Raw genomic sequence first — 22,052 nt, forward strand, 5'->3', positions numbered from 1 at the left:
CGCGCTTGCGCGCGACCCACCTCACCGCGGGGCCATAAGCTTCCGCTGCAGCGAATACAGAATCGACGCATCCGTCTCATCCAGCGTATCCGTCTCCATCGCCCGGTAATGGCGATGGAAGGCGATGATCGCCGTGCGCGGATTGGATACGTCGTACCCTACCAGGCGCATCGCGGCGAGGCTGTCGAACCCTGGCGGCGCGGGTATCAGTGGCGCATCGAACCACAGGCCGAAACCGTAGCTGGCCAGCGTGGCCCAGGGGAACTGTACGCTTGGATCGTCCTTCCGTCCGGGTGCGATGTCGCCATGCGCGACGATCGCCGTGCGCGGGATGCCCAGGCGTGTGGTGAGGTCCGCAAGCAGGCGGATCAACGCGTCGATCTGCGGCTTCGTGAAGGGTGAGTGGCCATCGTTATCGATCTCGATACCGATCGAGGACGAGTTCAGGTCGGTCATGTCGCCCCAGCGGGACGCGCCGGCGTGCCAGGCGCGGTCGCCATCATCGACCAGTTGATCGATACGGCCATCCATCTCGACCAGGTAGTGAGCACTGACTTCACCCTGGCTGTTGCGCGTTTTCAGCACACGCAAGGCGGCCTGCGCATCGCCGATCGAGGTGTGGTGGAGCACGATGACCTGTGCCTTTCGCGCGTTGAAGTTCGGCGAAGGCGACCAGTGGGCGAGGGCGCTGCGCTGCGGCGCCACGGCGGGACCGCTCACGCAGCCGGCCAGGGTGGCGACGAGGCAGGCGGCCGCCACGAGCCGAAGCCACGCGGCGCTACGCGCGCTCACTCTTCGACGACCTTGAAGTCGACGCTGGCGATGACCCATGCGATGCGGCTGCCGCGCTCGTCGGCTGCGCCGTCAACGTCAACACCATCATCATCGTCGTCATCAAGATCATCAACATCGTCACGAGTCGCGATGACGATCTGCAGATCGATGCAGTCACGGCCTTCGCTGAGCCATTCAGTTTCATCGTGAATGGCGATGCCCGAGTTGTGTAGCCCATCCCTGAGTGTGCGGAAATCCGTATCTTTAAGCTCGAGGCCTTCGTGGACGAGCTTGCCGCCGAGCACTTCGATATCGCAGAGCTTTTCATCGAGGTAGCGCAGGCGGAGCCACTCCTTGCCGTGCGCGTCGTATTCATCCTCATCGTCCCACATGGAGTTCGTGGGCGGCTTGGGCTTGCCCAGCAGCTTACGCAGCGTGGCGCGCGGTGTGCCGAAGAAGATGTTGTCGGTACCGCGGCGGATGCCGCGGCCGGGGACCAGTTCGCAATGTTCCATGGGCGTTTCTCGTCATAAAGTGGCGCGGCATTCCCGCCCTGACAGCTTCGTTCGCAGGCATGGTTACGAACAGGCGGCCGTGCCCACGTCAACTCATGGCTTGTGTTCGCGCCCCAGGTAGTCTTCGCTCTGCATCTCGATCAGCCGCGACTCCGTCCGGCCGAACTCGGCACGTACGCGCGTGCCGTCGTAAAGCTCCGTGATCGGCGCCGCAGCCGATAATGCCAACTTTACGTGGCGATCGTAGAACTCGTCTACCAGCAAGACGAAGCGCTTGGCCTCGTTCTCGGTGAAATCGGTAAATTGAGGGACACCCGAGAGGATCACGGTCGGGTAGGTCTTGGCCAGTTCGATGTAGTCGGTGACAGCGCGAGGCCCTTCGCACAGGGCGGTGAAGTCGAACCAGAGGATGTTCGGTGCACGTCGGCGCACCGGGATGTCGCGGCCATTCACGGCCAGCGTGCCGCCCTCCTCAATATCACCCTGTGCCTGGGTCGTGAAAATCTTCGCCAGCGAACGCTCTGCTTCTGGCCCCGGCGGGACAAGGTAGACGGAGGCCTGGCTCAGTGCGCGCAGGCGCCAGTCGCGCGGCGAGACCATCTCATGCACGACGCAGTGTTTTTCCAGTGCGGCGATGGCCGGAAGGAAGCGGGCACGCTGCAGGCCATCCTTATACAGGTTCGCAGGTACCGTGTTCGACGTGGTGACCAGGGTGACACCGCGCGAGAACAGGCCCTCGAGCAGGCCAGCCATGATCATGGCGTCGCCAATATCGGAGATGAGGAACTCATCCAGACACAGCACACGGTGTTTTGCGGCGATACGCGCAGCCACTTCATCCAGCGGATTCTGCCGTTCACCCAACTCGCGCAGGGTCGCGTGGGTCTCCTGCATGAAACGGTGGAAGTGCCGGCGTAGGGCCAATCCGGGCGAAAGGCTTGAGACGAACAGATCCATGAGAAAGGTCTTGCCGCGGCCGACGCTACCCCAGAGGTACAGACCTGGCACCGACTCGCGTGAGGCTTCGGCACCGAGCATGGACTTGAGACGTCCGAACAGACCGCCACCGGCGGGTTCCGCCGGCTGGCACAGCGCGGCATGCATGCGATCGAATTCGGCGATCACGCCAAGCTGCGCAGGATCGGATTCCCAGCGGTGGCCCAGCACGCCGTCCCGGTAACGTTCGCCCGGGGTCAGTTCCGTGCAGCTCATACTTCGGTGCCGGCCGGCAGCGGCGGCCAGTCCTTCACTTCATGCCGGATCACGCCGCGCAAATCCATGAGCCGGCGGTGGAAGAAATGACTGGTCTCTTCCATCTTCACCAGCCGGGGCCGCTGGCCGTCCGGGAGGCTTTCCACCCAATCGTAGACGGCTTGCGGCTCCACGATTTCATCGGCGTCGCCCATCACCACCAGCCACGGGCAGGAGGGTAGCTCGATCGGCGCGAAGTCCCAGCCGCGACCGGCAGCCGGCGGGGCAATGCTGATCAGACCCTCGGCGTTCAGGGCGACGGCGTTGCGCAGGGTGACGTAACTACCGAACGAGAAACCGGCAAGCCACAGCTTCGAGCCGGGTCGAACCTTGCGTGCCCAGGCCACCACGGCGGCGAGGTCGTCGCTTTCGCCGTGGCCGTGGTCGAAGTCGCCTTCGGACCGGCCGACGCTGCGGAAATTGAAGATCACGGTGTCCACGCCGGATTCGCGCAGGGCGCGCTCGATCATGGTCACGACCTTGTTGTGCATGCTGCCGCCATCGGTGGAAAGCGGGTGGCAGATCACCGCGACGGCATGTCTGCGGCCCTCGGTCGCGGGCTTGGCCTCGCACTCGAGCTTGCCCGCGGGGCCGGCTAGCGCGAAGCTCAGCGTTTCGTCCGGAAAGCTGTCCGGCGCTGTAGGTAGAAGATCAGTCATGCCCGCCATGATACCCGCTGGCCATGCGCGCCGCGCCGGAACCACCCTGTGAACGTCCTCGCGCATGCGTTGCTGGCGGGGAACGACGGGGGCCTGCGCCTGGGTGGGGTCATGGGCGATTTTGTCCGTGGTACGCCGGATGTGGCGCTGCCTGCCCGGGTGCGCGATGGGATTTACCTGCACCGTGCGATCGACGGCTATACGGATACCCATCCGTTGGTGCGCACGGCGCGTGAGGCCATGCCGCCGCCGTTCCGCCGCTACGCGGGCATTTTCCTCGATGTGTGGTTCGACCATTGCCTGGCGCGGGACTTTGCCCGTTACTGCCCAACCCCGTTGCAAGCGTTCTCGGATGAGCTGCGGGCTGAGATGCATGCGGCTGCCCCGATCCTTCCCGATGGGCTGAAGCGGTTCCTGTCTTACATGGATACGAACGACCTGCCAGCGGGTTATGCAGACATCGAGCGTGTCGCGGCGGCACTGGCGGGCCTTTCCCGTCGTTTGTCGCGCGCTAATCCGGTCGGCGAGTCGGTACCGCTGTTGCTCGAGCACGATACGATGCTGCGCGAGACCTTCGCGGCGTTTTTCCCGCAGCTTCAGGCATTTGCCGAGGAATGGGTGGAGCGCCGATAGGTCCACGTCGTTCGAAAGCGAAAAAGCCGCGCACGAAGCGCGGCTTTTCTCAGGCGAAGCGGAAGTCAGGCCTTACTTAGCCTGGTCGACCATCCACTTCACCGTGTTCGTCACCTGCTCGTCGTTCAGGGCCGGGTTACCGCCCTTGGGCGGCATGTGGTTGCCATCCGGGCCGGTGTAGCCCTCGATCGCATGCTTGATCAGGACCGCCGTGCCCTCCGCGATACGGGCACTCCAGGCGCCCTTGTCACCCAGCTTGGGCGCACCCGCCACGCCCGCCGTATGGCAGCTGTGGCACAGGCTCTCGTAGATCGTCTTGCCATCGGTGCTGCCACCGTAGGCCACCTGCGACGCTGCCAGCTTCGTCGCAGCCTCCTGGGCCGCCAGCATCGCCGCACGCCCGGTGTCACCCGCGTATACGGCGCCCACCGGCGCGATCCGGGCCTCCGTGCGTTTCGCCACGGCCGGATCCTGATCCTTGGGGATATTCGAATAAATGTTGTACGCCAACACCATAAGGACGAGGGCGAGAAGACTTAAGCCGGCGGTAAGCCACGAAAACTGACGCACGAAATTCTGGTCGGACTTGCTCGGAGAACCACTCACGCATTGACTCCCATCGAGATTGGGTGTGCCGTCCCCCTCCCCGGGTTCCGGCTTGCCTGCCGCCTGACAGCGGTCTAACCGCCCGAGTATAACGGAACCTTCGCATTCGTCAGAGGTCCGCCTGAAGGATGCCCTTCAGCTGCCTCAAACCGGGCCGGAAACCATGGGTAGCATGCCGTCAGTCATGGGGTACCCCTGTCAACCGGCATTGTTCAATCCCGTTCCCCTACACCTATATTGTCGCCGCCGAACCTTCACGTTTTCAGGGTATAAAGCCCGCGGCGCGAGGCGCGCCAGGTCGCTGGGCGGTGCCGTCGACCGGATTCTCATTGGGAGCTTTACATGTCGCGTTTTTGGAAAATCGCGCTGGCGGTCATCGTGGTTCTGGTGATCGCCGCCGTCGTCGTCCTTCCCCGTATGCACAAGGGTGGTGCAAACGCCCAGGATGCATCCGCCCAGGCCAACGGCGAAGGGCAGGGCAAGGACCAGCCGCCGGTTCCCGTCACCGTCGTGCCCGTCGTGGGCCAGGATGTGCCGGTCTACCTCAGTGCCACGGGCACCGTGCAGGCGCGTAACCAGGTCACGGTGAGCCCGCAGGTGGGCGGCCAGCTGATGAAGCTGAATTTCACCGAGGGCCAGGAAGTCAAACAGGGTGATGTGCTGGCGGAGATCGATCCGCGCACCATCCAGTCGCAGTACGACCAGGCGCTGGCCAAGCTCAAGCAGGACCAGGCGCTGGCGGCCACGGCCAAGAACAACCTCGAGCGCTCGCAGAACCTGGTGAGCAAGGGTGGCCAGCAGTACGTCTCCAAGCAGGACCTGGACAACCTTAAGAACACGCTTGACCAGGCCAGCGCCACCGTCGTGGCCGACCAGGCGTCCATCCGCGCCGCACAGGTGCAGCTGGGCTTCACCAAGGTCATCGCGCCGATCACCGGCCTGGCCGGCATCCGCGGCGTCGACGTTGGCAACATCGTGACCACGAGCACGTCCATCGTGACGCTGACCGAGGTGCACCCGATCTATGTCACGTTCACCCTGCCCGAGAAGAACCTCGACATGGTGCGCACCGGCATGGCCGTGGACCCGGCCACGCCGCTTATCGTCGACGCGCTCGACCGCATCGATGCACACGTGGTGACCAGCGGCCACCTCGAGGTCATCAACAACACGATCGACACCACCACCGGCACGTTCCGGCTGCGCGGCCTCTTCGATAACCAGAAGACCGAGCTGTGGCCGGGCCAGTTCGTGAACGCACGGCTGCGCGTGCGCACCGTCAAGGGCGGCCTTGTGATCCCCGCACAGGCGGTGCAGCGTGGCCCGGATGGCGACTACGTCTACCTCGTGCAGGGCGACAACACGGTCAAGATGCAGCCGGTGGAAACCGCTGCCGAAGTGGGCGATAGCCACGTCATGATCTCGAAAGGCCTGAAGCTGAACGAAAAGGTCGTTACCGAAGGCCAGTTCCGCCTCAAGCCGGGCTCGAAGGTGCAGCCGCTGGCTCCGGGCCAGGTGCCTGCGGCACCGACTGCCGAAGAACTGTCGAAGTCGAAGACCAAGGGTAAGGGCGGCGGTCGCCGCGGCGGTTAACTTCGACACGTGCGGCGCGTCCATGAGGGATGCGCCGCCAACGGGCCCAAGGGCCCAGAACACCAGGACTGACCCGTGGGTTTCTCGACACTCTTCATTCGCCGGCCTATCGCGACCTCGCTGCTCATGGTGGCGGTGTTGCTGCTTGGCATCCTTGGTTACCGGCAATTGCCGGTCTCGGCGCTGCCGGAAATCGACGCGCCCAGCCTCGTCGTCACCACGCAGTACCCGGGTGCCTCGGCCAGCACCATGGCGGCGCTGATCACCACGCCGCTGGAACGCAACTTCGGCCAGATCTCCGGCCTGAACATGATGAGCTCGGATTCATCGGCGGGCCTGTCGACGATCATCCTGCAGTTCAACATGGATCGCGATATCGATATCGCGGCGCAGGACGTGCAGGCCGCGATTAACCAGGCGCGTGGCACGCTGCCGAATAACCTGCCTTACCCGCCCGTCTATAACCGCGTGAACCCGGCCGATGCGCCGATCATGACGCTCATGCTCACCTCCGATACGGTGCAGCTGCGCGACGTGAACAATTACGCGGATTCGATCATCGCGCAGAAGCTCGCGCAGGTGCAGGGCGTGGGCCTCGTCTCGATCGCCGGCAACGTGCGCCCGGCCGTGCGCATCCAGATCAACCCCGCGCAGCTGGCCAACCTCGGCCTGACCATGGAGGACGTGCGCAGCTCGCTGACCCAGGCCAACGTCAATGCGCCGAAGGGTACGCTAAACGGAAAAACCCAGTCTTACAGCATCGGCACCAACGACCAGCTCGCCACGGCCGCCGATTACAAAGACACCATCATCAGCTACACGAACGACTCGCCGGTGCGCCTGAAGGATGTCGCCAACGTCATCGATGGCGTCGAGAACGACCAGCTCGCCGCGTGGGCCAATGGCAAGCCGGCGGTGCTGCTCGATATTCGCCGCCAGCCTGGCGCGAACATCGTGCAGACGGTGCAGTCGATTCGCCAGATCATTCCCGACCTGCAGAAGGTTCTGCCGGCGGACGTGCACCTGAAGGTGTTCTCTGATCGCACGATCACCATCCGTGCCTCGGTGGAGGATGTGCAGTTCACGCTGATCCTCTCCATCTGCCTCGTGGTGGCGGTGATCTTCGTCTTCCTGCGCCGCCTGTGGGCGACAGTGATTCCGTCCGTGGCGGTGCCGCTCTCGCTGATGGGTACGTTTGGCGTCATGGCCTTCGCCGGCATGTCGCTGGATAACCTCTCGCTCATGGCGCTGGCTGTCGCTACCGGCTTCGTGGTGGACGATGCGATCGTGATGATCGAGAACATCGTTCGTTACATCGAACAAGGCCAGGATGCGAAGACGGCGGCAGAGGTAGGCGCCAAGGAGATCGGCTTCACGGTGCTCTCGCTGACCGTCTCGCTGATCGCCGTGTTCCTGCCGCTACTGCTGATGCCGGGGGTCACCGGCCGCCTGTTCCATGAGTTCGCCTGGGTGCTCACCATCGCGGTGGCCATTTCCATGCTGGTTTCGCTGACGCTGACGCCCATGATGTGCGCGTACCTGCTCAAAGCCGACCAGTTGCCGGATGCGGACGATGCGCACGAGCACGCCACCAACTCCGGCAAGCACACGGTGTGGTCGCGCACCGTAGAAGCCTACGCCAGCAGCCTTGACTGGGTGCTGGCCCACCGGCCGCTCACCATGTTGATCGCCGCACTTAGCGTCGCGCTCACCGTGGTGCTCTACATCATCATCCCGAAGGGCTTGTTGCCCGAGCAGGATACCGGCCTCATCACGGCGGTTGTCCAGGCCGACCAGAACGTCGCGTTCCCGCAGATGGAAGTGCGTACGAAGGCCGTGGCCGATGCGCTGGCGAAGGATCCCGCGGTCTCTGGCGTCGCCGCCTTCATCGGTGCCGGCTCGGTCAATCCCACGTTGAACCAGGGTCAGCTCTCGCTGGTGCTGAAGGATCGTGGCGATCGCGATAGCCTCGATGTTGTCGTTGAGCGCCTGCAGAAAGCCGCCGCACACATCGCGGGTGTCGCGCTGTACCTGAAGCCGGTGCAGGACGTAACCCTGGATAGCCAGGTATCCGCCACGGAATACCAGTACTCGCTGTCCGACGTGAGTTCGACGGAGCTGGCGGGCTATGCGCAACAGATGACGTCGGCCTTGCGCAAACGGCACGAACTGGCCGATGTGGATAACAACCTGGCCGACCAGGGCAATGCACTGAAGCTCACGATCGATCGCGACACCGCCAGCCGTCTCGGCGTGCCGGTGCAAACGATCGATGACACGCTTTATGACGCCTTTGGCCAACGCCAGATCTCGACGATCTTCACCCAGCTAAACCAGTACCGCGTGGTGCTGGAGGTGTCACCGGAGTTCCGTAACAGCGCCGACCTGCTTAACAAGCTGACGGTGCGTGGCAACGGCAACGGCGCGCTGACTGGCTCGAACGCCACCAGCTTTGGCCAGGTGGCTTCCAGCAACTCGGCGACCCCGGCGGGTATCGGCAACACGGGCAACGTCGGCTTCCAGGTGGGTGTGGGCGGCACGATTCCCATTGCCTCGCTCGCCAGCGCCCAGGTCACGACCGCACCGCTGGTCGTGAGCCATCTCCAGCAGCTGCCCGCGGTGACGATCTCGTTCAATCTCGCGCAGGGCTACTCGCTTTCCGAGGCGGTCGCGGCGATCCACGACGTGGAAAAGACCGTGAACTTCCCGCCGCAGGTGCGTGGGCAATTGATCGGCAAGGCCGCGGAGTTCTCCTCGTCCGTCGGCGATGAAGTGCTCCTGCTGCTGGCCTCGATCATCGTGATCTACATTGTCCTGGGCGTGCTGTACGAGAGCTACATCCACCCGTTGACGATTATCTCGACCCTGCCGCCGGCTGGCGTCGGCGCGCTGCTCGCCCTGCTGATGTGCGGCATGACACTGTCGGTCGATGGCATCGTCGGTATCGTGCTGCTGATCGGTATCGTCAAGAAGAACGCGATCATGATGATCGACTTCGCGATCGAGGCGAAGCGCACCGGTTTGAACGCGACCGACGCTATCCGTCGTGCGTGCTTGCTGCGCTTCCGCCCGATCATGATGACGACGGCCGCGGCGCTGCTCGGCGCATTGCCGCTGGCGCTCGGCAACGGTATCGGTTCGGAGCTGCGTCGCCCGCTGGGTGTTTCCATCGTCGGCGGCCTGCTGCTGTCGCAGCTGGTCACGCTGTACACGACGCCGGTGATCTACCTTTACATGGAGCGGTTCTCTGACTGGCTCGCTGAGCGCAAGCGACAACGCGGCCTGGCGCAACTCGCCCAGGCACGGCCCGCCGACTGATGCGAGCCGGGCCGGGACACCATGGCTCACCTTCTTTTCGCCGGACGGCCTCCCGTCCGGCGAAACCTTTTTCCGGGTCACGCGTTAAGAATGGATTCCCCCGCGTCTTTCCCCGCATGCTAAAGCCCTTCGCTCGATGAATATTTCCGGCCCGTTCATCCGCCGCCCTATCGGCACCACGCTGCTTGCGATCGGCGTATTCGTGGTGGGACTGATCTGCTATTCGCTGCTGGGCGTCGCCGCGCTGCCGAATATCCAGTTCCCCGCGATCTTCGTGCAGGCCCAGCAAAGCGGCGCGGATGCCAGCACCATGGCCTCCACCGTGGCCGCGCCACTGGAGCGCCACCTGGGCCAGGTGCCCGGCGTGGAAAGCATGCGTTCGAACAGCTCGGAGGGGAGCGCCTTCGTTCTGTTGTTCTTCCAGAACGGCACGAACATCGACGCCGCGGCGCGCGACGTCCAGTCCGCGATCAACGCGGCGCAGCCTGATCTGCCGACCGGCCTGCTCAATGCGCCGTCGTACCAGAAAGCCAACCCGAACGACGATCCGGTGGTGGTGCTCGCGCTTACCTCCGATACGGTGGCGCCGACCGATCTCTACAACGTCGCGGATTCCATCCTCGCCCAGCGCTTGCGCCAGCAGGAGGGTATCGCGTCGGTCGATATCGCCGGTAGCGCGACGCCCGCCATCCGCGTCGATGTGAACCTGCGTGCGCTGAACGCGATGGGCCTCTCGCCCGACCAGCTGCGTAATGCGCTCACGGCAGCCAATGTCACCTCGCCGCAGGGCTTCCTGTCCGATGGCAAGACGACCATGGCGGTCATGGCCAACGATTCGCTGCATAAGGCCGATGAGTTCGCCAGGCTGGTGATCGGCGTCAACAACTCGGTGCCGATCCACCTTTCGGACGTGGCCAAGGTGTACGACGGCCAGCAGGATGCCTACCAGGCGGCGTGGTTCAACGGCAAGCCCGGCATCCTGATGTACGTGTACCGCAAACCGGACGCGAACGTCATCGAGACCGTGGACCGCATCAAGGGCATGATGCCGACCATGCAGGCCTGGCTGCCCAACGGCGTGAAGCTGCATTCGTTCTTTGACGGCACGCCGACCATCCGTGCGTCGCTGCACGAGGTGCAAGCCACGCTGATGATCAGCTTGTGCATGGTGATCATGACCATGGCGCTGTTCCTGCGCCGGCTGGCACCCACCGTGATCGCGGGCCTTGCCGTGCCGCTATCGCTCGCGGGCGGCTTCATCATCATGTATGCGTTCGGCTATACGTTGAACAACCTGACGCTGCTGGCGCTGGTGATCTCCATCGGCTTCGTGGTCGATGACGCCATCGTGGTGATCGAGAACGTCATCCGGCACATGGATGAAGGCATACCCCGTTTCGAGGCGGCATTGCTCGGCGCGCGTGAGATCGGCTTCACCATCGTTTCGATCACGGGCTCGCTGATCGCGGTGTTCATTCCGCTGTTGCTGGCGCCCGGCATCATCGGCATGTTCTTCAAGGAATTCACGATCACGCTGATCGCAGCCATCGTCGTATCGATGCTGGTCTCGCTCACGCTTACGCCCTCGCTGTGCGCGCACTTCCTGACGGCGCATGCATCGGATAAGCCGGAATCGCGCCTGGGTCGAGCGCTTGAGCGAGCGCAGGACCGCATGCTCGCGTTTTACCGCGTCTGCCTCGACTGGACCCTGCGCCACGCCTTGTTGATGGCGTTGACGCCGCTGGTGCTGATCGGGGTGACCATCGTGCTTGCCGGCATGGTGAAGGGCGGTTTCTTCCCGCCGCAAGACACCGGCCTGATCGCCGCACGTGCGACTTCCAGTTCCACGGTATCGTTCGGAGAAATGAAGGTGCGCCAGGATCGGCTCACCGAAATGCTCCTTGCCGACCCTGACGTGAAATCGGTCGGCTCGCGTTTGGGTACCAGCCGCACGGGTTCCACGGGCAACTTCAATATCGAGCTGAAGACGGTGGCCGAAGGCCGCCAGGACACCACCTTCGATGCGCTCGACCGGCTCTCGACCAAGGCCAACAAATACCCTGACCTCAACCTTCGCTTGCGCCCGATCCAGGACCTGCCGACCGGTGGCGGCGGCGGTACGTCGCAAGGTGGCCAGTACTCCGTATCACTGAAGGGTAACGACCTCGGCGAATTGCAGCTGTGGCTGCCGAAGCTGGTCGATGCCCTGAAGAAGAACAAGATGCTGAAGGATGTGGGCAGCGATATCGACGCACAGGGCCTGCGCCAGAACATGGTGATCGATCGCGATACCGCGTCCCGGCTGGGCGTGTCGATCGGCAATATCGATGGCGCGCTGTATAACGCGTTCGGCCAGCGTGCCGTGTCCACGATCTATTCCGATATCAACCAGTACCGGGTCATCGTCAACGCGCTGCCTTCGCTTGCGGCAACGCCGGAAGCATTGAACCAGCTGTATGTGCGTTCGAATAACGGCGCCATGGTGCCGATCTCGGCCGTGACGAAGCAGGTGCCGGGTCTGGCACCCAGTCAGATCGTGCATGAGGACCAGTACACGAGCATGGGTGTCAGCTTCAACCTCGCCCCGGGCGTGAGCATGGGCGAGGCGATGGTGGTGATCCAGAAGACCATCGATGGCATGCGCATGCCGGGTGATATCCGGCTGGATGCCGGCAGCGACTTCCGCCGTTTCCAGCAATCACAGAGCGACATGCCCTTGCTGATCCTGGCGGCGATCATCGTGGTCTACCTGTTGATGGGTATGCTCTACGAGAGCCTGATTCATCCAGTGACGATCCTGTCGACGCTACCCGCTGCCGGTGTCGGCGCCCTGGCGGCGCTGGTGATTACCGATACCGAGCTATCGGTGGTGGCGATGATCGCGCTGGTGCTGCTGATTGGCATCGTGAAGAAGAACGCGATCATGATGATCGACTTCGCCCTTGTGGCTCAACGCGACCACGCCTCCAATCCCACGGACGCGATCCGCGAGGCCTGCCTGGTGCGTTTCCGCCCGATCATGATGACCACCATGGTCGCGATCCTGGCGGCGCTGCCGCTGGCGATCGGCCTGGGCGAGGGCTCGGAACTGCGTCGTCCGCTGGGTATCGCCATGATCGGCGGCCTGCTGATCTCTCAGACCCTGACCCTGCTATCAACGCCCGCGTTGTACGTGATCTTTGCCTGCCTCTCCGACCGCTGGAAGGCACGCAAGGCGCGCCGCAAGGAACGCAAGGCGCTGCGCGCCGCCCAAGCCTGAAGGATGCTGCTCTTGTAGGAGCGTGCTTGCACGGGACCCCCGGCGCCCGGTGGCCGTGGATCGCGCGCAAGCGCGCTCCTACAGAGAAAGCGGTGTTGCACCCGCAGCAAAGGTGTCATGCCGGGAGGTCGCTTTCCCGGCCGCCTGATCCGGGCCACAATGGAGAGGTTTCCCGGTCGAAACCGGACCCCCTCCAGGCAAAAGGCTCGCCCATGTCCAACTCGCCCAAGATTATCTACACGCTCACCGACGAAGCGCCGTTCCTGGCCACCGCGTCGTTCCTGCCGATCGTCGAGGCATTCGCCGGCGCCGCAGGCGTAGCGGTCGAAACCCGCGACATCTCGCTCGCCGGCCGCATCCTGGCCCAGTTCCCCGATCGCCTCACCGACGCACAGCGCGTGGGCGACCACCTCACCGAACTGGGTAACCTGGCGACCACGCCGGATGCCAACATCATCAAGCTACCGAACATCAGCGCCTCCGTGCCGCAGATGAAGGCGGCGATCAAGGAGCTCCAGGCGCAGGGCTACAACCTGCCGGATTACGTCGACACCCCGTCGACGGATGCCGACAAGGACATTAACGCCCGCTACGGCAAGGCCATGGGTAGTGCCGTGAACCCGGTATTGCGCGAAGGCAATTCCGATCGCCGCGCCCCGCTCTCGGTAAAGAACTATGCGCGCAAGCATCCGCACCGCATGGGCAAGTGGTCGCCGGCATCGAAGTCGCACGTGTCGCATATGGACGGCGGCGATTTCTACGGCAGCGAGAAGTCTGCCACGCTCGGTAATGCAGGCAGCTTGCGCATCGAGTTCGTGGGCAAGGACGGTGCGACCAAAGTGCTGAAGGACAAGGTTGCGGTGAAAGCCGGCGAGATCGTCGATGCCGCCGTGATGAGCAAGAGCAAGCTCGCCGCGTTCATCGCTGCGCAGATCGACGACGCGAAGGCAAAGGGCGTGCTGTTCTCGCTGCACCTCAAGGCCACCATGATGAAGGTCTCCGACCCGATCATGTTCGGCATCGCCGTGCGTGAGTTCTACAAGGACGTCCTGGCGAAGCATGCCGATGCGCTGGCGAAGGTCGGCTTCGATGCCAACAACGGTATCGGCGATCTTTATGCCCGCCTCGACAAGCTCGATGCCGCGACGCGCGGTGCCATCGAAGCGGACATGAAGGCCGAGTACGGCAAGCGCCCGGCGCTGGCCATGGTGAACTCCGACAAGGGCATCACCAACCTGCACGTACCGAGCGACGTCATCATCGACGCCTCGATGCCGGCGATGATCCGCGACAGCGGTGGCATGTGGAATGCAGAAGGCACGCTGCAGGACGCCAAGGCCGTGATCCCGGATCGTAGCTACGCGGGCGTGTATGCCGTGGTGATCGAGGATTGCATCGCGCACGGCGCGTTCGATCCGGCGACCATGGGTAGTGTGCCCAATGTCGGCCTGATGGCGCAGAAGGCCGAGGAATACGGTTCGCACGACAAGACCTTCCAGCTCGCAGCGGACGGCAGCGTCCGCGTCGTCGCCGAGGATGGCAGCGTCGTGTTTGAGCACGCGGTGGAACAGGGCGATATCTGGCGCATGTGCCAGACCAAGGATGCCCCGATCCAGGATTGGGTGAAGCTCGCGGTTCAGCGCGCGCGCCTGTCGGAGACCCCGGCTGTCTTCTGGCTCGATAAGCATCGCGCCCACGACGCGCAGGTGATCGCCAAGGTCGAGCGCTACCTGAAGGACCACGATACCTCAGGTCTCGACCTGCGCATCCTCGCGCCGGACGAGGCCACGAAGTTCTCGCTGGAGCGTATCCGCAAGGGCCAGGACACGATCTCGGTGACCGGCAATGTGCTCCGCGATTACCTCACCGACCTGTTCCCGATCATGGAGCTGGGTACCTCGGCAAAGATGCTTTCCATCGTGCCGCTCATGGCCGGCGGCGGTCTGTTCGAAACGGGTGCAGGTGGCTCGGCGCCGAAGCATGTGCAGCAGTTCGTCGAAGAAGATTACCTGCGTTGGGATTCGCTCGGTGAGTTCCTCGCCCTCGCCGCGTCGCTCGAACACCTCGCCGAGCGCTATAACAACAAGCACGCACGCGTGCTGGCGAAGACCCTGGACCAGGCCAACGGCCGCTTCCTCGATAGCAACAAGTCCCCGGCGCGCAAGGTCGGCGAAATCGACAACCGCGGCAGCCACTTCTACCTCGCGATGTACTGGGCCGAAGCCCTGGCGACGCAGGATGACGATGCCGACCTGAAGGCGAAGTTCGCCCCCGTGGCGAAGGCGCTGTCAGAAGGCGAGGGCAAGATCGTCGGTGAACTCAATGGCGCGCAGGGCAAGCACGTCGAGACCAAGGGGTATTACCACCCGGACATGGCGCTGGTGAGTGCGGCGATGCGTCCTAGCGCTTCATTCAATGCAGTGATTGACGGGTTGCGTCGCTAAAAGATTGCGGCGTTCGTCGCGCGCAAGCGCGCTCCTACAGGGGCCCTCGCAGGTCGTTTGTAGGAGCGTGCTTGCACGCGATCGGTCTTAATTCAGGCCCCAGTCCCGCGGCGCCGCCTCGGCAGCCCAGTCTGACATCAGCTCATGCATGCGCGTGGTCGGGTGAAGCGTATCCCAGAACACGAAACGGCCGGCTTCGCAGTACTTGCGCGGTACCTGTCGCTGAACGTACGAGAGCGAACTCTCCGCATCGATCTTCAGGCACGAATCGGTCGTGTTGGTGAAGCCGTACGCCGAAGGATTCCCCAGGACTTCGTCAAAGCGCGATCGCGCATCGACGACCCGGATCTCCACGGCACCGGCGTTGGCCAGGCCTTCGTCACGCGCCTGCCGGGTTACACCACTGGCGATACTTGCCAGTGCTGAGTTGTAAACCTCTACGCGCTTGAGCACATCGTGCGCATCCTTTCTGCCCAGGCGGAAGACAGGGGCGCGGGTGACGTCGGGGAGATTGACAATCAGGATCTTGCGCGCACCGTGGCGGACGAGCTGCATCAGCGATTCGCGCTGTTCCGCCACGATACCCGTGGCGTACTTGCTATCGTTGACGAAGTCGTTGCCGGCGACCATGAACGTGAACAGCGTGCGTGAAGGGTCATAGTTCTGTTCGCTCTGCATGTGCTCGAAGAAGCTCTTGATCTGCGTTCCGATGCCGTGGATCAGGCCGAGTTGGGAATCGCGCGTTTGTGCACCACCCACCGCCCAGTTGGCTAGCGTCAGGCCGTTGCGTGATGCGAGGTATTCGATCCACGTGGGACCGTTGCTGAAGCGTCCGGCAAACCACGACGACGACGGCAGGCTCGTTCCTTTGGGCACGAAATCCAGTAGCTGCCGCGAAGCGGCATACATGTTGCCGGTGTCGGTCAGGCTATCGCCAAACGCCACGACGCGTTCGATTCGGTGTCCTGGGCGAAGATCACCTGAGTACCAGATCGGGAAGGTCGAACCCTGGGCGCCATGGGCACCGGTGACCACGGGTGCGATGAGCCGGTGGGCATCGGGCACGCCTTTCAGGCGCTCGAGGCAAAGGTCCTTCAGTCTCGCGGGCGGGATGGTGGTCCGGAACAGATTGCTCCAGCCGAGCAATCGGTCGTGCTGCCAGCGACCCGGCACGGATTCATGGGCGCTCACGGTCCCGGCCGCGGCGCCCGTGGCATCGCCGAGCTTCTTGTAGTCGCAGTAAAGGTTCGCGCTGTCCCTGGCGTGTGCAGCCGTGCTGGCTAACGCGATGAAGCTGCCGAGGAGCAGGCAGCGGCGGAGCGGGGTGTTCAATCGCATGGTGTCTTCCTTGGGGGGTGGAGCCGGATTCCTTCCGGCCCACCCAGCATGCAGGGAAGACGAGCGATGTGCTGTAGGGGGCGACCCCCTGGTAGCCTCAGCGTTTTCCTGAGGCGGTCACAACTCGCTCGCCGACGTCAGTGCGACGAGTTCATCCATGGTGAGTTGCAAGCTTGCCGATACGGCCAGCTCGGCAAGCTGCTTCACCGTGGTCGCACTGGCAATCGCCGCGGCGATCGATGGCTGCGCCATCACCCAGGCCAGCGAGACCTGCGCTGGCGTGGCACCGTGCGCTTCAGCGACCTTATCTACCGTGGCAAGCACGCGCATGCCGCGATCGGTGAGATATGCCTTGACCCTGGGGGCGCGAGCCTTGCTCTTCACAAGGTCCGCTTCGCTACGGTATTTGCCGCTGAGGAAGCCGCTGGCGAGCGAGTAGTAACTGATGACGCCGATGTCTTCTTTCACGCAAAGCGACTGCAAGCCACTCTCGAAGCCACTGCGATCCATGAGGTTGTATTCAGGCTGCATCGATTCGTAGCGGGTGAGACCCTTGGTGTCACTCGTTCGCAATGCATCGGCGAAGCGGGTCGTCTCGAAATTGGACGCGCCAATGACGCGGACCTTGCCTGCTTTCACCAGGTCGTCGAACGCCCGAAGGGTTTCTTCGAGCGGCACTTTCGGATCATCTTCGTGCGCCTGATATAGATCAATGCAATCGATCTGCAGGCGGCGCAGCGAATCCTCTACGGCTTCGCGGATATTGATCGGCGAAAGGCCCGGGTAGCGCTTCCATTTGGCGACCTTGGTAGCGATAACCACCTTGTCGCGCTTGCCACTCTTCTTTAACCAGCGGCCGATGATCGCTTCCGATTCGCCGCCTTCATTGCCTTCCGACCACGCGGAATAGACATCGGCCGTATCGATGAGGTTGAAGCCGTGGTCGATGAATGCATCGAGCAGCTCAAAGGATCGTGCCTCGTCGGCACTCCACCCGAACACATTGCCGCCGAAGGCGAGGGGGGCGACCTGCAGGGACGAGCGGCCGAGGGAGCGAAGCTTCATGCGTGGGTCTCCGGGGAGGGGGAGCCCCATGATGACCCACGCCAGGTGGCAGGTGCGTCAAGTGCGGCGCTTGGGCTCAGCAGCAGTTGCCGGGTGTCGCGCAAACCAGCGAGGCCTTGTGAGGGGCTGAGGCTCCACTATCCCGGGAGGTATCGCGCGCAAGCGCGCTCCTACGGGTGTCGGTGCCAGGCGCGGCGCGGCGGTCGGGGGCACCCAAGGCCAGTACGAGTTCCTTGTTCACGATATGCCCGTGCATGAAGGCGAGACCGGTGAAGATCGAAGCCATGACACCCTCCTGGTTCGGTTGAGGCCGCAGCAAGCTGCGACTTGTCGTGGGCTAAAGGTTGGACTTCCCGCCGCGCTTGAAAAAGCGATATGTTTGCAACCCGGACTTGAGGGAAATTCACGTGTCCCGACTGCCGCTCGGCTTGCTCCAGGGTTTCGTGCTCGTCGCCAGGACGGGCAAACTTGCGCGTGCCGCCGAGCAGCTGAATCTCACGGTCAGTGCCCTCAGCCACCAGATCCGCAACCTGGAGGAGCGCCTTGGGCGCTCCCTGTTCGATCGCGGTCCGCGGGGCGTCACGCTTACAGCCGACGGCGCCAACCTGCTTGAGGCTATCGGCCACCATTTCGAAGGGATCGAGCATGCGCTGGGCCGGTTCCAGGGCCGTCACCAGGATTCGGTCACCCTGAGCACCTTGCCCTCCGTCGCCTCCAGCTGGCTGGTACCGCGGCTGCCCAGGCTGGTAGCCGCACACCCGGAGATCGAGCTCAGCCTGCACTCCCAGGTCGGCCTGGTCGATTTCGACCGCGAACCCACGATCGACGCCGCCTTCCGCTATGGCCTGGGCGCTTGGCCGCGCACAAAGGCAGAGCGGCTCTTCGGCGAATTCATCGTGCCCATCGCCAGTCCTTCGCTGGTCCGCAAGATGGGTGGCCTGCCAGATACCTCGCTGAAGGGTTGGCCATTGCTTGGCGACCCTTCGGGCCGCTGGAACGATTGGGCCGAACAGTTCGGCATGCCGTTGCCCTCACGTTACGTGGCGCGCTTCGACAACACCGAGCACCTGCAGCGCGCGGTGCTGGAGGGCCTGGGCGTCGCGCTCGGCCGCCTGGTCATGGCCCGCTCGCTGATCGAATGCGGCGCCCTCACGGTGTTGTGCAAGGAGCGGATGCGCGTGGCCGAGGCGTATTACCTCGTCTACCCCAAGCGCTCCGAAGGCCATGCGGGCTTTACCCGCCTGCGTGAATGGCTGCTGGCCGAGGCGGCGGATTACGAGGCGGGTATCGCCGAAAACCGGCCATTACCCGCTTGACCCTTTTGCGCTGCGGCGCGACAATTGACCGGCTCCCCGGGCTATCATCGCTGGGCTGCACCCCCCTTCGCTTATCCAGGCATATGGACGTTTACCCTAGTACACGCGCCGGCTCCCGCACGCTTCGGGTCCCGGCGTTCGAAAACCACATCGCCCGCGGCGACCGCACCCGGTCGGCCGGCGCTTTCTCCTACTAGGGAAAGTCCGGCTCTCCTCGTCGGTAGCCGTGAGCTACCGTTATTCGAGGATTGAGCCATGAATCTCCAGCTCGACAAGACCGGCCCGCGCATGTTCGGGCGCCGTCTCGCTTTCGCACTCGCCCGCCGCCGTACCACCGCCCAGCCGGTGAAGCGCACGATCACCGTGCCGCGTTCGCTCGAGGCCGTTGAAAGCGTCCTGAAACCGGCGGACGGCAAGCTTCCGCAATCATGAACAGCGACATAGACACTACGACGCCGCGTTCGCGGTCCATCGTCACATCTAACGAGAATTCCGTTCGTCGGCCCCTAGCCGGCGCGCCTGCTTACGGCTAATCGCGGCCGCAAGCCGCTCGCGCCCGCCGGTCCTGCGTACCGGATAGGTAGCGAGCCATGAAGATCCACACCTCGCCGGCGACTGTCGCCGCAAAAACCTTCACCAACGCGACTGCCGACGCCTTCCGTCCGGCGGATGAGCTACTGCGCGCGTTGGATTCCCGCATCGACGGCCTCGATGAGGCCGCCATCGCTGAGCGCCTCGATCGCGACGGTGTCAATGAAGTGGGCCATGAAAAGCCGCCGCACTGGTCGATCCAGCTGCTGCATGCCTTCAAGAACCCCTTCATCATCGTGTTGCTGGTGCTCGCGGTGGTGCAGCTGTTCACCGATCCGGAAGACCTGACCGGTCCGGTCATCATCGCGGTGATGGTCGGCATCAGCGTGCTGCTGTCGTTTACCCAGGAGTACCGCTCCTCGCAGGCGGCTGAAAAGCTGAAGGCGATGGTCCGCAATACGGCGACCGTCACCCGCCGCGCCGAGGATGGCCATGCCGAGCGCATCGAAGTGCCGGTGGAGGAAATCGTCGTCGGCGACATCGTGCATCTGGGTGCCGGCGACATGATCCCGGCCGACCTGCGCCTGATCGCAGCGAAGGATCTGTTTATCTCGCAGGCGATCCTCACCGGCGAATCCATCCCGGTGGAGAAAGCAGCGCCGGGTGGCGTGATGGCCAGCGACAGCAGTGGCCCGCTCGACCTGCCCACGGTCTGCTACATGGGTACCAACGTGGTTTCCGGCACAGCCACGGCCGTCGTGCTGGCGACCGGCGCACGGACGTACCTGGGCTCGCTGGCACGCACGCTCTCCGGTGAGCGCGTGCAGACCAGCTTCGACAAGGGCATCTCCTCGGTCAGCTGGCTGTTGATCCGCTTCATGGCGGTGATGGTGCCGATCGTCTTCTTCATCAACGGCTTCGACAAGCACGACTGGCTGGAAGCCTTCATGTTCGGGCTTTCCGTGGCCGTGGGCCTCACCCCGGAGATGCTGCCGCTGATCGTCACCGCCAACCTCGGCAAGGGCGCCATCGCCATGTCGAAGCGCAAGGTGGTGGTGAAGCGCCTCAACGCCATCCAGAACTTTGGCGCCATGGATGTGCTGTGCACGGATAAAACCGGCACGCTCACTCTGGACAAGATCGTGCTCGAGCGCCATGTCGATCTCGACGGGGACGATTCCGATGAGGCGTTGGAGTGGGGTTACCTCAACAGCCGTTTCCAGACCGGCCTGCGCAACCTCATGGACAAGGCGGTGCTGACCCACCGCGACCTCGAGACCGTCGCCCACCGCTTCCGCATCGTCGATGAGATCCCGTTCGACTTCCAGCGCCGGCGCATGTCGGTGGTGGTGACTGATGGTGAGTACGAGCAGCTGCTGATCTGCAAGGGCGCCGTTGAAGAGATGCTCGCCACCTGCACCGAGGCACGCATCGGCGGCGTCGTCGAGCCGATGACCGAGGAGAAGCGCGCCGAGATCCGCGCGATGACCCGCCGCCTCAACGAGGATGGCCTGCGCGTGCTGGTCGTGGCCGTCCGCCGCGACCCGATAGGTGATCGCGCTTACGGCGTGGCCGATGAAGCCGGTCTCACGGCGGTCGGCTGCCTTGCGTTCCTCGATCCGCCTAAGGACTCGGCGGCCACCGCGATCCGCGCGCTGAACCACCACGGCGTGGCTGTGAAGGTGATCACCGGCGATAACGAGGCGGTGACGAAGAAGATCTGCGCCGAAGTCGGTCTCGACGTGGGCGGCACCGCGCTCGGTCGGGACATCGAGCAACTGGACGATGAAGCGCTGGACGCGATGGTCGAAAGCACCACGATCTTCGCCAAGATGTCGCCCGTGCAGAAAGCACGCGTGGTGAAAGCGCTGCAGCGGCGCGGCCACACCGTGGGCTTCCTGGGTGATGGCATCAACGATGCGCCGGCCCTGCGCGATGCTGATGTAGGTATCTCGGTCGATACGGCCACAGATATCGCCAAGGAATCGGCGGACATCATCCTGCTCGAAAAGAACCTGATGGTGCTTGAAGAAGGTGTGATCGAAGGCCGCATTACCTTCGGCAACATCATGAAATACATCAAGATGACCGCCAGCTCGAACTTCGGCAACGTGTTCAGCGTACTGGTGGCGAGCGCGTTCCTGCCGTTCCTGCCGATGCTTCCGCTGCAGATTCTGGTGCAGAACCTGCTGTACGACCTGTCGCAGCTGTCCATTCCGTTCGATCGCATGGATGAGGAATACCTGCGCACGCCACGCAAGTGGGATGCGGGTGATATCGGCCGCTTCATGGTCTGGATCGGTCCGGTCAGCTCGGTGTTCGACATCACCACCTTCTGGCTGATGTGGCATGTGTTCGGCGCACACGACGTGGCCCATCAGTCGCTGTTCCAGTCCGGCTGGTTCATCGAAGGCCTGCTCTCGCAGACCCTGGTGGTGCACATGATCCGCACGCGGCGCATCCCGTTCCTGCGCAGCATGGCCTCTGCCCCGGTGCTCGCACTGACCGGCGCGATCATGGTCATCGGCATCCTTATCCCGTTTACGGGGCTGGGCGCGCGCATCGGCATGATGCCGCTGCCCGGCGCGTACTTCGGCTGGCTGGCGCTGACCCTGGTGTCGTACTGCGTACTCACTCAGATCGTGAAAACGCTCTACATCCGCCGCTACAACCGCTGGCTGTGACGGCACACCCCCTGTAGGAGCGCGCTTGCGCGCGATGGATCTTGCCGCACCCCATCGCGCGCAAGC

General features: G+C 63.7%; 16 protein-coding genes. 8 read left to right on the plus strand and 8 right to left on the minus strand.

The features are described from left to right. Nucleotides 1–21: 21 nt before the first annotated feature. The 4 genes from VGN46_RS02380 to VGN46_RS02395 form a co-directional block, all read right to left on the minus strand. Nucleotides 22–792, minus strand: a complete 771-nt coding sequence (locus VGN46_RS02380) for an N-acetylmuramoyl-L-alanine amidase (RefSeq protein WP_331640227.1) — start codon at nucleotides 790–792, stop codon at nucleotides 22–24. Next, on the minus strand, nucleotides 789–1,289 hold the full coding sequence (locus VGN46_RS02385) for a hypothetical protein (protein WP_331640229.1): 501 nt from the start codon (nucleotides 1,287–1,289) through the stop codon (nucleotides 789–791). The genes VGN46_RS02380 and VGN46_RS02385 overlap by 4 nt, the downstream gene beginning before the upstream one ends. Nucleotides 1,290–1,382: 93 nt before the next feature. Beyond that, nucleotides 1,383–2,501: a cell division protein ZapE gene (zapE, locus tag VGN46_RS02390; RefSeq protein WP_331640231.1), complete on the minus strand. Its 1,119-nt coding sequence runs from the start codon at nucleotides 2,499–2,501 to the stop codon at nucleotides 1,383–1,385. Next, complete coding sequence (locus VGN46_RS02395; protein WP_331640233.1) at nucleotides 2,498–3,199, minus strand: alpha/beta family hydrolase; 702 nt, start codon at nucleotides 3,197–3,199, stop codon at nucleotides 2,498–2,500. Before VGN46_RS02395 ends, zapE begins: the two co-directional genes overlap by 4 nt. 48 nt (nucleotides 3,200–3,247) lie before the next feature. Here VGN46_RS02395 and VGN46_RS02400 point away from each other — a divergent pair, with 48 nt between their 5' ends. Beyond that, nucleotides 3,248–3,832 (plus strand): ACP phosphodiesterase, encoded by a 585-nt coding sequence (locus VGN46_RS02400; RefSeq protein WP_331640235.1) that lies wholly within the window; start codon nucleotides 3,248–3,250, stop codon nucleotides 3,830–3,832. A 72-nt stretch (nucleotides 3,833–3,904) separates the two neighbouring features. Here VGN46_RS02400 and VGN46_RS02405 read toward each other — a convergent pair whose 3' ends face one another. Beyond that, nucleotides 3,905–4,438: a c-type cytochrome gene (locus VGN46_RS02405; RefSeq protein WP_331640237.1), complete on the minus strand. Its 534-nt coding sequence runs from the start codon at nucleotides 4,436–4,438 to the stop codon at nucleotides 3,905–3,907. Nucleotides 4,439–4,780: 342 nt separating this feature from the next. Here VGN46_RS02405 and VGN46_RS02410 point away from each other — a divergent pair, with 342 nt between their 5' ends. The 4 genes from VGN46_RS02410 to VGN46_RS02425 all read left to right on the plus strand — a co-directional run bounded on the left by VGN46_RS02410 (nucleotide 4,781) and on the right by VGN46_RS02425 (nucleotide 15,052). Further along, entirely contained in the window at nucleotides 4,781–6,031 is a 1,251-nt protein-coding gene (locus VGN46_RS02410; RefSeq protein ID WP_331640239.1) for an efflux RND transporter periplasmic adaptor subunit, read from the plus strand. Nucleotides 6,032–6,106: 75 nt separating this feature from the next. Next, nucleotides 6,107–9,349, plus strand: coding sequence for an efflux RND transporter permease subunit (locus tag VGN46_RS02415; protein ID WP_331640242.1), 3,243 nt, complete (start codon nucleotides 6,107–6,109; stop codon nucleotides 9,347–9,349). A 136-nt stretch (nucleotides 9,350–9,485) separates the two neighbouring features. Beyond that, nucleotides 9,486–12,608 (plus strand): efflux RND transporter permease subunit, encoded by a 3,123-nt coding sequence (locus VGN46_RS02420; RefSeq protein ID WP_331640244.1) that lies wholly within the window; start codon nucleotides 9,486–9,488, stop codon nucleotides 12,606–12,608. Between the two features lie 212 nt (nucleotides 12,609–12,820). Then, entirely contained in the window at nucleotides 12,821–15,052 is a 2,232-nt protein-coding gene (locus VGN46_RS02425) for an NADP-dependent isocitrate dehydrogenase (protein ID WP_331640246.1), read from the plus strand. 87 nt (nucleotides 15,053–15,139) lie between these two features. Here VGN46_RS02425 and VGN46_RS02430 read toward each other — a convergent pair whose 3' ends face one another. The 3 genes from VGN46_RS02430 to VGN46_RS02440 form a co-directional block, all read right to left on the minus strand. Next, complete coding sequence (locus tag VGN46_RS02430) at nucleotides 15,140–16,390, minus strand: SGNH/GDSL hydrolase family protein (protein ID WP_331640248.1); 1,251 nt, start codon at nucleotides 16,388–16,390, stop codon at nucleotides 15,140–15,142. 117 nt (nucleotides 16,391–16,507) lie between these two features. Next, nucleotides 16,508–17,455, minus strand: coding sequence for an aldo/keto reductase (locus VGN46_RS02435; protein ID WP_331640250.1), 948 nt, complete (start codon nucleotides 17,453–17,455; stop codon nucleotides 16,508–16,510). Nucleotides 17,456–17,531: 76 nt separating this feature from the next. Continuing rightward, the gene (locus VGN46_RS02440) at nucleotides 17,532–17,741 is read right to left on the minus strand and encodes a hypothetical protein (protein WP_331640252.1); all 210 of its coding nucleotides are present in this window, start codon (nucleotides 17,739–17,741) and stop codon (nucleotides 17,532–17,534) included. Between the two features lie 121 nt (nucleotides 17,742–17,862). Between VGN46_RS02440 and VGN46_RS02445 the strand changes: the two genes are divergently transcribed. The 3 genes from VGN46_RS02445 to mgtA all read left to right on the plus strand — a co-directional run bounded on the left by VGN46_RS02445 (nucleotide 17,863) and on the right by mgtA (nucleotide 21,986). After that, nucleotides 17,863–18,771 carry a LysR substrate-binding domain-containing protein gene (locus VGN46_RS02445; protein WP_331640254.1) on the plus strand — a complete coding sequence of 303 codons (909 nt, stop codon included), beginning with the start codon at nucleotides 17,863–17,865 and terminating at the stop codon, nucleotides 18,769–18,771. Between the two features lie 255 nt (nucleotides 18,772–19,026). Beyond that, complete coding sequence (locus tag VGN46_RS02450) at nucleotides 19,027–19,203, plus strand: hypothetical protein (RefSeq protein WP_331640256.1); 177 nt, start codon at nucleotides 19,027–19,029, stop codon at nucleotides 19,201–19,203. A 158-nt stretch (nucleotides 19,204–19,361) separates the two neighbouring features. Next, nucleotides 19,362–21,986: a magnesium-translocating P-type ATPase gene (gene mgtA / locus VGN46_RS02455; RefSeq protein WP_331640258.1), complete on the plus strand. Its 2,625-nt coding sequence runs from the start codon at nucleotides 19,362–19,364 to the stop codon at nucleotides 21,984–21,986. The last annotated feature ends 66 nt before the right edge of the window (nucleotides 21,987–22,052 follow it).

It is taken from the genome of Luteibacter sp. (assembly GCF_036500425.1).
Taxonomy (GTDB): domain Bacteria; phylum Pseudomonadota; class Gammaproteobacteria; order Xanthomonadales; family Rhodanobacteraceae; genus Luteibacter.